11 protein-coding genes and 2 pseudogenes are annotated in these 12,291 nt (G+C 66.8%); 10 read left to right on the top strand and 3 right to left on the bottom strand.

Annotated features, from left to right (window positions below):
* Positions 1-189: 189 nt before the first annotated feature.
* Positions 190-555 carry a hypothetical protein gene (locus tag ACFXOM_RS23915; protein WP_385039154.1) on the top strand — a complete coding sequence of 122 codons (366 nt, stop codon included), beginning with the start codon at positions 190-192 and terminating at the stop codon, positions 553-555.
* Positions 556-747: 192 nt separating this feature from the next.
* Entirely contained in the window at positions 748-870 is a 123-nt protein-coding gene (locus ACFXOM_RS23920; protein WP_384945194.1) for a hypothetical protein, read from the top strand.
* Between the two features lie 73 nt (positions 871-943).
* Here ACFXOM_RS23920 and ACFXOM_RS23925 read toward each other — a convergent pair whose 3' ends face one another.
* Positions 944-1,456 (bottom strand): SMI1/KNR4 family protein, encoded by a 513-nt coding sequence (locus tag ACFXOM_RS23925; RefSeq protein ID WP_385039157.1) that lies wholly within the window; start codon positions 1,454-1,456, stop codon positions 944-946.
* A gap of 289 nt (positions 1,457-1,745) precedes the next feature.
* On the opposite strand from ACFXOM_RS23925, the pseudogene ACFXOM_RS23930 reads away from it, so the two are divergent.
* A pseudogene (locus ACFXOM_RS23930) lies at positions 1,746-2,605 on the top strand (IS5 family transposase).
* An 88-nt stretch (positions 2,606-2,693) separates the two neighbouring features.
* Here ACFXOM_RS23930 and ACFXOM_RS23935 read toward each other — a convergent pair.
* Positions 2,694-3,845, bottom strand: a complete 1,152-nt coding sequence (locus tag ACFXOM_RS23935) for a hypothetical protein (protein ID WP_385039159.1) — start codon at positions 3,843-3,845, stop codon at positions 2,694-2,696.
* Positions 3,846-3,976: 131 nt separating this feature from the next.
* On the opposite strand from ACFXOM_RS23935, the pseudogene ACFXOM_RS23940 reads away from it, so the two are divergent.
* The 7 genes and pseudogenes from ACFXOM_RS23940 to ACFXOM_RS23970 all read left to right on the top strand — a co-directional run.
* A pseudogene (locus ACFXOM_RS23940) lies at positions 3,977-4,174 on the top strand (hypothetical protein); the annotation flags it as partial.
* Positions 4,175-4,586: 412 nt separating this feature from the next.
* Positions 4,587-4,937 carry a transposase family protein gene (locus ACFXOM_RS23945; RefSeq protein WP_384934799.1) on the top strand — a complete coding sequence of 117 codons (351 nt, stop codon included), beginning with the start codon at positions 4,587-4,589 and terminating at the stop codon, positions 4,935-4,937.
* Positions 4,938-5,039: 102 nt separating this feature from the next.
* A complete protein-coding gene (locus ACFXOM_RS23950) occupies positions 5,040-6,383 on the top strand; it encodes an endonuclease domain-containing protein (protein WP_384934802.1) in 1,344 nt (447 codons plus the stop codon).
* Between the two features lie 838 nt (positions 6,384-7,221).
* Positions 7,222-7,647 carry a hypothetical protein gene (locus tag ACFXOM_RS23955; protein WP_384945206.1) on the top strand — a complete coding sequence of 142 codons (426 nt, stop codon included), beginning with the start codon at positions 7,222-7,224 and terminating at the stop codon, positions 7,645-7,647.
* A 64-nt stretch (positions 7,648-7,711) separates the two neighbouring features.
* Positions 7,712-9,955 (top strand): DUF6571 family protein, encoded by a 2,244-nt coding sequence (locus tag ACFXOM_RS23960; protein WP_385039162.1) that lies wholly within the window; start codon positions 7,712-7,714, stop codon positions 9,953-9,955.
* 27 nt (positions 9,956-9,982) lie between these two features.
* Positions 9,983-10,948 (top strand): hypothetical protein, encoded by a 966-nt coding sequence (locus ACFXOM_RS23965; RefSeq protein WP_384945210.1) that lies wholly within the window; start codon positions 9,983-9,985, stop codon positions 10,946-10,948.
* Between the two features lie 373 nt (positions 10,949-11,321).
* Positions 11,322-11,501, top strand: coding sequence for a hypothetical protein (locus ACFXOM_RS23970; protein WP_385039165.1), 180 nt, complete (start codon positions 11,322-11,324; stop codon positions 11,499-11,501).
* 158 nt (positions 11,502-11,659) lie between these two features.
* Here ACFXOM_RS23970 and ACFXOM_RS23975 read toward each other — a convergent pair whose 3' ends face one another.
* Positions 11,660-11,839 (bottom strand): hypothetical protein, encoded by a 180-nt coding sequence (locus ACFXOM_RS23975; RefSeq protein ID WP_384945216.1) that lies wholly within the window; start codon positions 11,837-11,839, stop codon positions 11,660-11,662.
* Positions 11,840-12,291 lie beyond the last annotated feature (452 nt).

Here is a 12,291-nt window from a genome sequence, read left to right on the forward strand (position 1 = left end):
GAACGTTCCCCCCTGCTCCTCCTGCCGTTGCCCTCCGGCGCCCCCTAGGTCCCTGCCCCCCTCGCTACCCAAAACCCCCCCCCGCGAACCCCCCCGCCTGTGCTTCCTCTCGCCTCGACAGCAATGCGCACTGATTCGCGCGTTGTCAGGGACGCCTCTCTCGGCGGTAAGGTCAACAGCACTTCGGTCGTGAACCCGACCGAATTCGAGAGCGCCAAGCTGACCATCCGCTGCGACACCGAGGTCTCCTGCGCGGGTACCGGCTGTGTGTTCTCCGGTTACAAGCCGACGTATGTCATGAACTCCAAGAAGTTCCCCGGGGCCGCGGCACACATCGACATGATGTGGCGCAAGACCAACGTCGACTGGGGCAACCGCAACGGTGGAAAGCCGCTCACCTTCCTGGACAACAGCTGTCCGCCGACGGCACCGGCAAGACGCAGCAGTACCGCAACCGTCAGGTCATCTGCGGCAGAAAGTGGACGAAGTACCTGGGCACCGGCCTGTTCGGTGACATGTGGACCCTGGACGCGCAGGAGCCGCGTACCGACGTGATCAGCTGCGACGAGTTCTCCTTCGCCAACGCCTTCCAGAGCGCCGGAAACCTCTTCGGCACCATCCACGTCGCCTACAGCGGCGCGGAATGCGTGCAGACCTATGTCCGGGGCAACGCCGACGACACCATGACGCTCCACCTGCGCCCGGACCCCGGGACCGACGTGGAAGGAGCTCTGCGGCCGGTCTTCGATGTCGAACTGGCAGAACACCCAGTCGATGCGGCCGTTCGGCGAGTTCATGAAGGAACAGCGCTTGATGGAGGACGACGACTACTGGGTCGACCTCGACGGATTTACCGCACCCACTCCGTAACCGGACCATGAGAAGTGCCCCCCCGGCCGTTCTTCGCTTCCGGGGGGCACTTCTGTTTCACGGCGTCGCGGCCTCACGACCAGACAAGTCGACCATCGACAACGGAACAGACCGGATAGTCCCCCGCGCCGATCCTCGTGAGCATCTCCGCCACGGAGTCGAAGTAGTGGGCCAATGACGCGTACTCGCCGGTGATCGTGGGCGCACCCACGAACCATCTGCCGATACGTCCGTCCGTCGCATCGATGAACTGCCCCATCCAGCCGTCCTGATCCGACTGGAACGGGATCCACTCCTCGCGCCATTCGCCCCCACCGGACAAGGGGTGGTTCGCGTAGAGCTTCTCCATCGCCCGGATGCCCAGAAAGAAGCTCCCCTCGTCCGGGAACCCGGTGTAACCGCAGCAGGCGACGTCATCGTCCACATCGTCCTCGGGAAGATCCAGGTTGTTCTGCAGCAGCCACGCCCGCAGTTCCTGAGGCAATGAGACACCCATGTGCTCCTCGGCGGCCGCGAGTATCTGCTCAGGGGCCGGGCCGGGCAGGTCCGCGTGATCGGCCGGAGCATGCTCCCGGAGGAGATTCATTACACGAGACCAGCTCTCCACCGCACTCATTCCCCCGCTGCCCTCTCTGCACGGATTCGCTATGCCACTCAACGGGCTCACCTACTGTAGCCGGATAGCGGGTCTTCGAATTTGCAGTAGTGGGGGGGGGTGGCGGTGACGGCCTGATGTTCGGTCACCGAGCGTGACGGACCTGGGGTGCGGGTGGCCTGGACGCAAGGAGCCCGTGGGTCTTCGTGATCACGGTTGTTGTCTAGAGCCTGTCTGATGGCTCGGTGACGAACCGAGAGGAGAACTCGTTCCCAGGCATGTGGGACGGGGAGATCTCAGTGACGCGGAGTGGGCCAGGGTGAGGCCGTACTTGCCAAAAAACGTTGGAAGTGTCACCGCAGGGTGATCAACGGGATTCTGTTCCGGTTGCGGACCGGTATCCCGTGGCGTGATCTGCCATCCCGGTTTGGTAAGTGGCAGACGATATACGACCGGCATCGCCGCTGGTCGGGGCACATGGGAAATGCTCCTGCGAGCCGTGCAAGCCGATGCCGATACGCAGGGGCGAATCGACTGGTCAATGGCGAGCGTGGACTCGACGATCTGCAGGGCCCACCAACACGCTGCGGGTGCCCGTCACCGGGCCCCGACGGCGCCGGGCAGACGAGCCCGGCCAGCCCACCACCGGGACGATGAAGGTCTTGGCCGCTCCCGCGGTGGCCTCACCACAAAGATCCACTTAGTGGGTGAGGGCGGCCTGCGGCCCCTGGCCCTACTGATCACACCCGGACAATGGGGCGACGCGCCTCAGATGATTCCGGTCCTGGAGCGCATCCGCGTCCCGCGGCCGATGGGCGGGCACCCGCGCACCCGCCCGGACCACCTGAGCGGCGATCGTGCATACAGCTCTCGGCGCAACCGCCGCTACCTGCGGCGCCGACAGATCAAGCACACCATCCCTGAGCCGAGGAATCAGCAGGCCAATCGCTTGCACCGCGGAAGCCGAGGCGGCCGGCCCACCAGCTTCGAGAAGGCCCGCTACGTTCGCAGGAACGAAGTGGAGCAGCTGATCGGACAGTTGAAGATCAACCGGGCGGTTGCCACGAGGTACGACAAGCGGGCCTATGTCTTCTAGGCACTGTAACCGTTGCGGCCATACGCCTGTGGCTTCGTGCCTGACCCGTCAGACGGAACCCAACCGCCCAACCTCCGGCCAGGGGGTTGGGCCGCCCCCCACGCTGGGGGCGGCCCTGCGGCACCGCCCCGGTCACGGGGCGATGATTACCTCGAAGGCTTCGTTGTCGATGATGCGGTCGGACTGTATCGCCCGTCCGTACTCCAGACCCGCGTCACCGTTGTCCTTGTTGTCGACATGGGCCCGGATGCAGGGCGCGTTGTAGGGCGGGGTGGGCTGGGCGGCCCGGTCGACGGTGACGTTCGCGATGTCCCACACGCCGCCGACCGCACGCGGGGTGATGTCTACGCACTGGTTCCCGTCCTGGCCACCCTGCCCGGACCCCGCGAAGGGGTACTCGTCACAGGAGTCGTTGGGGACACCGGTGGCGCCCCCCACGAACTTGTTCGGCCCGCCAATGCCACAGGTCTTGTCACGCCGTTTGTCGTTCTTCGGGTCGAGAGGGTCGGTGAACCGGTTCAGCGGGTGGTCGTGGTCGCCGTACTTGCCGGTCAGGTTCTTCTGCGCCCACTCATAGGCGATGGCCGCCCCCCGGTACCGGGCCTTGCTGAACGTCACGTTGGCCAGGTGGCCCGGGACGATGCAGCCGGGCCAGCTGCCCGAGTCATCGTCACAGCGAACCTCGATGCCGTTCCACTCCGGGCGGATGTGCGTGGGCGGCCCCGACCCGTTGAGGATGGCCCCCTCCACGCGGTAGGTCGGCAGGATCGTCGTGTTGAAGCCCTTGCCCACGGACGAGCTGTAGCTCAGGGTGCCGTCCTTGCCCTCGTGGAGGCGGCGGAAGCGGACGGCCGCGCCGTCCCAGGCCGACGACCCGGGCGAGCACTGGCCGCTACAGGTCGAGCTCAGGGCCATCGTGACGGGGGGCATTTTCTCCGTCATCTCGACGACCTCGGTGATGACGTCCTCGCGCCATGCCGCCTGGGGCAGGGAGTCCATGGACGCCGCCGCCGCGACGAACACCGTGGCGTGGTCGGCTACGCTCCCGTCCTTGCCGAGGGCCTCATAGATGACCCAGTGGCGTACGCAGTAGGCCTTGCGGCTGGACTGGCGGGGATCGGCCCCGGTACACATCCCCAGCCCGGGATTCGGCTTGGGATCGGCGGCCTGGGCGCGGGCCGCTGGTGCGGGGGCGGCGGCGCCTGCGGGGGCGGTGTCGGTGGTCCTCACGCACGTCCAGGCCGTGCCCTGGCGCTGGAGCGGGGTACCGGGTGCGGTGGCCACGCACGTTCCGTGACCGGGCAGCGCCGCGCTGGCAGGCGCCGCGGCGGTAGCGGGGGCGGTGCCCGCGGCGCACAGGGATGCGGTGAAGACCAGTGTGGCTATCGCCGACAAGCCGCGTCTGAGGTGTGACGACGGTCACCTGCGGGGAGGACGACCTCCAGCGGTTCTACATCTACCGCGACGTACCCGGCAGCACGAAAATCGGTCTGCAGAACAAGTACACCGGCTCCATGATGGGCTACGACCGGTACGCGGACGGCGAGCTCATCCGCCAGTACTCCAGCGGCAGGCAGGACGGCACGGGTACGTACACCCTGACCGGAGCCTGACGGCCCCCACCCCGTGAGCGCGGCCCCGCACGTGAACCCCCGGCCTGCCGGTTCCGTGTGGGGCCCTTCGCGTCTCTACCCCGAGCCCGGCCTCGGGGACCGGGGCCCGCGGCTGAACGTCCCCTGCTGCATGCGGCGAACCCCTGCCAGGGTGGTGCGCGCTTCAACCCGACGACAGAAGCGAGGGCAACTCGTGCGTATACAGGGCCTGTTGACAAGTGGTCAACGAGTTCTCGTCTCGGTTCGTCACCGACCCATCAGACAGGCCCTAGGCAACTGATCATGAAGAACCCACGGGCTTGAGCATCGACGATACCGGGACCAACGAGGCTGCGACGCCACTGCTTGGGCTGGAGGGGGTGAGTGTGACGCAGGTCAAGGACGACAAGGCGGCGGATCGACGGTGTACGTCGTGACGAACGAGGAGTCCGCGAGGGCCTGTCCCTCGTGTGGGGTTCTCTCCACCAGGCTCAAGGACTATCGCACCACCGCCCCCAGACGCCTGTCTTGCGGCGGGCGCCCGGTGAGTATCCGCTGGCGCAAGGCACGCTGGCACTGCACCGAACTCGACTGCGACCGCAGCTCGTTCACCGAGTCCATAGGCCAGGTACCCGCGCGGATGCGTACGACCGGGGCGCTTCGGCGGGCGGCCGGGGCCGCAGTGTGTGACGGCGGACGATCGGTGGTGCAGGCCGGCCGGGATCTGGGCCTGTCCTGGCTCATCGTGCAGCACTGCTTCGAGGACCCCCGAGAGGACGTTTGATCTAGTAGTACTTCGTTAGGGGGAGTGTGGAGTTGTGGCGGCCTCCCGGCTGACCGAGGCGCTGGGGACCCGCCACCGCGTTGCAGACGCTAGCCTGTCGACATGTCAGAGCGTGTCACGCCGGGTCGCACGGGCGGCCTGATCACCCTCGTTGCCGCGGACGCTCTGTGGGTTGATCTGACGGCAGACAGTGCCGTGCCGACCGCTTCTGGGGCATTCACCTGTTCTCCTGCCCGCGCCCAGGTGGGGTACGTCCTGCTCGGCGGACACATGGTGGCGACGGTGAAGGCGGGCAACGGTCAGTGGAGTGTTCCGGAAGTTGAGGTGCGCCGGGCGGCCGCGAAACTGAACGCGGTTGGCATGGACCGGCAGGACCTGGTCCGCATCGGTCCGTTTCGCGGGGCGCCGAGACTGGAGTGCAACGAGGACGCTCCGCTGCGTTGGCGCCAGCGCATCACGGGGGAACTGCAGGAGCTGGGCGGCCCCGAGCGGGCAAAGCGAGGTGAAGTCAGCCGTCCGTACCATCTGGCGGGGATCGACTGGCGACAGATGCTCGTGGAGCAGACCCGCGACGGGACGCAGTGCACGTGGTGGCTGCCGCGCGCTGTGGTCAGGCTGCTGGACGCGGCCGAGCACGCCGAATCGCAGTGGACGAAAGCCGCGCGGACCCGCCGGGCAAGCACAGCGGCCACCGATCCACCCTCCCGCCCCCGGCAGGCCCGAGACACCGACGGTCGGCAGAAGACCAGCCCCGAGGGCCGCACCGCCTCGCTGCGCCCGTACAACAAGGAGCTGGAAGGCCAGCTGTACTCGGTGCTCAGCAGGAAGCCCGGTACCTCCCGCAGGGTGACCGGGTGGGCGTGCGCCGTCTGCCGCACTGCGCCCGCCACCGTTCTCGACCACTGCCACGAACACGGCTACGTCCGCGGCCCCGTCTGTCAGTCCTGCAACACACAGGAACGCCCCGACCACCTGTACAGCAACGACATCCGCGTGGCGAACCGCTACACACGCCTCTTCCACACCGACACCCACGACTGGCTCCGCCACTGGCACCGCTGCCCCGGCTGCCGCGCACGCACCACCCTGCCCCTGCCGCACCTCGCCGCGTGGACCGCCCACATAGCCTGCCGGTCGCTGCGCCCGACCCACCGCGCCCCCCGCGGCCGCAAGCCCTGCGGTGTCCTGCGCGTGTCCTGGACGGGCAGTCAGAATGCGCCCCGTTCCTGCCTGCTCACTGTCGCCGTCGACTTCTGTCCCTCCGGTGAGCACCGTGTCCTGGAGCAAGTCCCCTACCGCGAAGCCGCCGAGCGGTTTCGCATCTGGCTGACCGAGACGGCCCCTGCCGTGGCCGCCGCGGCCGGTCCCGACCGCCTCGACGGTCTGCCCGCCCACTTCCGGCCCGTCATCCCGGACACCAACGGCGCAGACCTGGAGCTGTTCTGAGGGAGCACCGGGAGGCCTGAAACCCCACCGTCCCCTCCCAGCTGCCGGCTCCCGACACCGCCACCCGCACGCCCCGGCGAAACACGCAGCAGAGTCCCGCGGTCCGGTGGTGCGTCACGAGAGCGGCGCGTTGCTTGTCACCGAGGGGCCGGGAAGAGGCATGGCAACGGTTCGTCGGGCCCCGTCCGTTCAGCCTTCGCTGTCGGTTCGTTGAACGATGCGGTGGGAGGTGATCGACGTCTGCGTGCTCGATCAGTGTCGCGGCGGCCGGGCCGGTGATGCCCTCGCAGCGGGTTCGCGACATCAGGCTGTCGACCTGGCCATGGCTCTAGAGGCTGGCTCTCCCCCAGCGGGATGGTGTCCGGGGTGCGTGACGGGCATGGCGGGGCGGGCGGCTTCGGGGTGGCCAGCAGGGCGACGATGGTGAGAAGGGTTGCTGGGAGTGGCATCGGTGATGGCGTGCAGGGGCAGACTGCCGGGTGTGGTCATCGTGCTGTTCTCCTTCGAGGCTTCGACACTTCGAAGATCAGCCAGTGGCCGCTCGCCCATGCGAGCCTCATCCCGATGCCGGAGCAAACCCCCGGATGTGGTCGAACCCCTTCACCCCTCCCTGGACACAACCGCCCTACCAGCGTTCTTGGCTGCGGACCTCTTGCCCTTATCCTCCTTCGCTGCCTTGCGGTTCACTGGCTGCAGGTGTTCGGAGAGGCTTCCGAAGAAGGTGTCATCCGCCTCTGGCACGGTGCCTTCGAGCCTCCCGGACGGGCCACGGCTGTTTGCGCTGGCTAAAGTGATCTCTGAACGACGCGTAACACTTCACCGATGGAGGCGGGAGTTCATGGCTTGGGCCGAACGGGGACCGGGCGAAAGTGAAACGGGTGTGCAGCAGATGCGGCTGAATCAGCTCGCACTGGCCGGCGGTGGCGGGGGTATCGCGGATCTGGCGTCGACGCCGGCGCAGAAGAAGGCGGCCGCCGATGCCATCGAGAAGCACCTCGAACCCGACACGAAAAAGGCCGGCGACACGGCCGAGTTGAGCACGAATGCCGCGGTCAGGGAGCTCAGCGGAAAGGACGGGGAGGGCTGGGATACCTCGCCGGCGCTCAAGACGGCGCACGAGGCGTGGGAACGGCAGGTCAAGGGCCTGATGGGCCGGCTGGGCTCGGAGAAGAGTGCCCTTCGCGGCACCTCGATCCTACTGCGGAACACCGATGTCGGTGTCGGTCTGCAGACGCGCCAATCGTCCACACTCGACAAGTTCTGAGTCCGACGAGATCCGAACTGTCCGTGAACCGCGTGGGGGAAGCATGCCGACGTACCACGAAGTGATGACCACCGACCTGTCCAAGCTAACCACTGCTGCTGCTAAGTGGGACGACATGGTGGGTGAGTTCAAGAAGCTGGAGGAGCAGTACGAGCGCGACGTCCATGGGATATCCCTGGGCCAGACCTGGCAGGGCCTGAGCGCGGAAGCTGCGAACGGCAGGTTCACGGTGACGCTGAACGAGTACAAGGCCGCGCAGAAGGAAGCGAAGGCGATTGCCGCGCTGCTGCGCGACGCGCACGCCCAATTCGTCGACCTTCGCGGTAAGGTGCGGAGCGTCCGTGACGATGCTGTCAAGGCCGGGATGGCGGTCTCCGAACAGGGGCACGTCTCCTTCGACACCGCCCGACTCAGCGACGGCGAACGCAGCGCCTACGTCCACGATCCCAGTTACCAGGAGACAGTGCGCTCGTCGGTGAGCGAATGGAACGCGGCGATCACTGCGGCTGTCAAGGCGGTGGCTGACGCGGATGACGGCGTCCGGCTCGCCCTGGAGGCGGTCGTGGTCGACAGCAATCCCCTGGATGGCACCTTCGACGGCTTCAACGCCGGCGCGAAGAACGACGTCGAACTGTACGAGGCAGAGAACGCGAAGGACATCGCCACCCGGATCAACGGTGGCGAGAAGGTTTCCGCCGCAGACCTGGCCGAGCTGCAACGGTCGTTCCGTGACAACTCCTCCCGTCCCGAGTTCACCCAGACCTTCCTCAACGGGATGGGTGCGGAGAACACGCTGAAGTTCACGAACCGGCTGAACGACCTCGCCTATTACGACGACAAGAAGCAGCGGCAGACCTACCTCGGTCTGGAGAAGGGCCTGGCGAACTCGCTGGCGAACGCCATGCAGGACCCGAAGTCGCAGTTCTACAAGGACTTCCGGGAGGAGTTGAAGCACGCCGGCACCGAGAAGTTCGATCTCAAGGAGGCCGGCGAGCGTCCGCACGTGATCAGCCGCGGCCACGGGCAGCAAGTGCGCGGGTATCAGAGCCTTGTCACGCTCATGCAGCAGGGCGACAGCTACTCTGCTTCCTTCCTGCACGACCTGGCCGACGATATCCGTACCGCGGAGGACAAGAAGCGCGGCGGCGACCCCGGCATCTGGGACTTGCAGGGCGACTTCGGAGGCAAGGAGGGATGGTGGTTCGCCAACGACCCGCTCGACGGATTGCTCGGCATTATGGCCGAGGACCCCGCTGCCGCTACCTCGTACCTTGACCCGGGCTCGGACAGCAAGAACGACAACCTCCAGTACCTGCTGAAGGAACGCGACTGGAAGCTCGTCGACACGCCTGAGTGGCACGGCAACATCGAGACCCACGCGGATTACGAGAGCGAGGAGCGGGACGTCCGTACCGGCCTGGGGCTGATCCTGGAATCGTCGACCACGGGCCACACACCCCTCGGTCCGAACCAGGACCCCTGGCCCGTGACCCCTCACACCGAGGGACAGGCGCGCATCATGCACGGTGTTATCAGCGGGCTTGGCCCCGATCAGAGTGTGCACGAGAACATGCGTGACCCCCTCGCCCGCGCCCTCGCCTCGTACACCGAGGACACGCACCAGATCCTGGGCGGAATGGGCAGCAGCCAGTACGTCACCTCCGCGACGGGCGACGGCTTCTTCCGTGACGGCGACAAGGTCCACATGGCGGCGAGCCAGAAGGACCTGGCGCAGTTCATCCGGGGTCTTTCCGACGACCCGGAGGCGTACGCGACACTACACAAGGCCGAGTCCCGCTACATCAGCCTGGAAATGGAGAAAATTCCGAAGGGCGCCGACGGCTTCACACAGAGCAACCCCCTCAGCAACGCAGGAGCCACCCTCGGCGCCTATAGCGCCGTCCGGGAGGACGTGATCAACGACGATCGCATGTCCGCCTACAGCGTGGCCGACTGGAAGTCGAAGATGGCGTACCACATCGTGGGCGGTGCCGTGACCCCTCTGTACTTCACCACCGCCGGAGGTGTGTCCATCGCCTTCGGCGACTCGATCCAGCGCGGCGTTGACACCTGGGCATGGGTCCTGGGCAACAACATGAAGGCCGAAGCCGATGCTACGGCCAATGCGGGCATCGCCGACCACTACCTCAACGCCAACAACCAGATGAACCTCATGGTCGACTCGTGGGCCGACGGCCGGCAGGACATCGACGCCGACGAAAGGGCGGGGCTCAAGAACTCGATCCTCGACGGCCATGACCGGGGTACCAACGCCACACAGAAGTATCTGACCGACACCACCAACTGACACCGGCACGCAAGGAGGAAGTCGACAATGCCGCAGGAAACAGCCCGCCGACCCGGATCGACCACAGCAGTGATCGCGCTCGGAGTGTGCCTGGCGCTGCTCGTCGGCGTCGGAGTGTGGCTGCTGCTCGGCCGGGACACGACTCCACCGTGTGGCGAGCTGTCAGAGAACGACCGCGTGCGGAAGTCGGTCGGCGAAGCCGTCCGGCCCGGCATGAGCTGCGAGGCCCTGGGCGAGGCCATCGTGAAGGCCTCGGCCGGCGACGATCGGGGCAACCACTCCCTCGCGCAGGCCCAGGCCCTCAAAGACGTCCTCACCACACTGGGGGATCAGGGGACCGGGGGCGTCACCATCGACCCGGCGCTGCACCATCCGCTGGCTGTCGCCCTGTCCGACTACGAGCCCGACCTGCACGCGATGCTCGGAGGCATCACTATCCAGGACTTCGTGACCAAGGCCGCCCCCCAGACACCCCCTTGGGAGTCCGACGGCACATACCACCTCACCGTCCTCACCGACACCCTCCGGAACGTTCTGCACGCGATCGCCGACACCCCCCACGCCTACGCCCTGCTGCGCCTGGCAGAGACCCGGACCATTGGGCAGCGTCTTACTGCCGTCCCCTCCGATGCCAAGGGGTACGGACTCAGCGTGCCCCCCAGCGAGGGCGCACGCGCTCTCGGTATTCTCGACGGCATCGCCGACGCTGTCACCCACGACCTGGACGAGAGCCAGGCACAGAAATGGCGCGCGTCCGTCGTTGACGGCCTCGAAGACGGTCGTGCTTCGATGGAGGGTCTTGCGGAGACCTGGTTGAACGGTCTCCTCGGCGCCCCGGAGGCGCAGCGTTTCGAGAGCATCCGCACCCAGGGCGTCGACATGACCCGCCTGTGGGCGGAACAGCGCAACATGGACGAACCCCTGCGGCAGGGACTCCTCGCCAAGGTGGAGCGAAGCGCACTCACCGCCTACCGGGAAGTCAAGGCACGATAGGCACCGCTCCGGAAGCGATGAGCCCGTCACCTCGCGGCGGGGGCACGGGAGCCGACGAGCCCCTGGCTGTCAACGGGGGCGACGCGGCATGGAATGAAGACCGCCGAGGCGTCAGGTTAAGCACGGGCAGGGTGCCGACAATCAGGAAGCCTACGTGGCCGCGCGAACCATGAAGTGAACCTCCCTTCGTGGTGTGGAGATCGCGACCGGGGGGTTATTGAGGGACGTGGGATCCAGGAAGCGCATCTACAACGCGGAGTTCGGCGCTCGCGGTACGGATCGTGACGGCGTGATCAAGTACAGGTACAGGGGCAGTGGCAGGGGCACCGAGCATGCGTCTCGGCGCTTTCGGCGGGCGGGCTGCACACTCGGCGTGACCCAGTCCATGGGCCGGGCCGGGCCGGGTCATGTTTCGACGAATCCCGCGTGCGGGGTGTGCAACAGCGTGCTGACGGTCGCGTACGTCCACCGGCATGTCTTCCGCACTCGCACCGAGGCCCGCGTCAAGATCGCCACCTGGATCACCGACTTCCGCAACTCCAGACGGCCATAGAGCGTGTGCGGGTCAAGGGTCCGATCGACGACGAACGTGACTGCCGAGCCACCCTCGCCGAGGGACTGGCGGCATAGGCCGTTTCCACGCGCGAGGGCACAGACGCTTGCAAGCGCTCTGCCACAGGGTGAGAGCGAGGCCTATGACGGCCGGGAGGGCTACCGGGTCTTTGCGCGGGCGTCGTGCTGCTGCTCGTGGTCGGCGAGGCGGTTGTCGGTCTGGTCGCTGCGCTGCACGAGCAGGGCGAGCGAGCCGTAGGTGCGGGCGAACCCTGCCTCGACGACGCCGCGCAGCCGCTTGAGTTCGAGCGCGACGTCGCCCGGGGTCGGGTCGCTCACTGGCGCCCGCCGTGGTCGCCATCGTGCGCGACAACCCGGACCGCCGGTTGCGGCTGTCCTTTCTGGGCTGATGTCCGGCTGCCCGTCCGGTGCAACCGCGGCGCGGGCGTCGGTGCACCGGTGGGTTCGCTGAACGGGTCCGGAGGCAATGCGGACGGAAACTGAAGATAAGCGGGCGCTTTTTGTTCCCGAAAGCCTCGCGTTCTTCGTCCGTTGTGCAACCATGTTGACCTCGGAGTCGGGCGATTATCGTTCATCGGCCGTGCCGCGGCGAGGGTTCATGGCAAGTCATGTGGGCTGGCTTTGTGCTGCCCATACTCGGGGGCAGGAGTCGTGGGATGGGGGATTCCCATATCGATCAGGTGTGCCCAATCTGCGCAACGCCTGAGCAGGGCGCTGATTTATGTGGCGTGTGTGACTGGCAGATGTGGGGCGACCCCGTTCTCGGTGAA

It is taken from the genome of Streptomyces sp. NPDC059169 (genome assembly GCF_042755225.1).
Classification (GTDB): domain Bacteria; phylum Actinomycetota; class Actinomycetes; order Streptomycetales; family Streptomycetaceae; genus Streptomyces.

Bases quoted from the DNA above. Each gene is read 5' to 3' on its own strand.
- ACFXOM_RS23920 (WP_384945194.1), top strand. From the start codon at position 748: ATGTCGAACTGGCAGAACACCCAGTCGATGCGGCCGTTCGGCGAGTTC.
- ACFXOM_RS23950 (WP_384934802.1), top strand. From the start codon at position 5,040: ATGTCAGAGCGTGTCACGCCGGGTCGCACGGGCGGCCTGATCACCCTC.
- ACFXOM_RS23960 (WP_385039162.1), top strand. From the start codon at position 7,712: ATGACCACCGACCTGTCCAAGCTAACCACTGCTGCTGCTAAGTGGGAC.
- ACFXOM_RS23955 (WP_384945206.1), top strand. From the start codon at position 7,222: ATGGCTTGGGCCGAACGGGGACCGGGCGAAAGTGAAACGGGTGTGCAG.
- ACFXOM_RS23965 (WP_384945210.1), top strand. From the start codon at position 9,983: ATGCCGCAGGAAACAGCCCGCCGACCCGGATCGACCACAGCAGTGATC.
- ACFXOM_RS23925 (WP_385039157.1), bottom strand. From the start codon at position 1,456: ATGAATCTCCTCCGGGAGCATGCTCCGGCCGATCACGCGGACCTGCCC.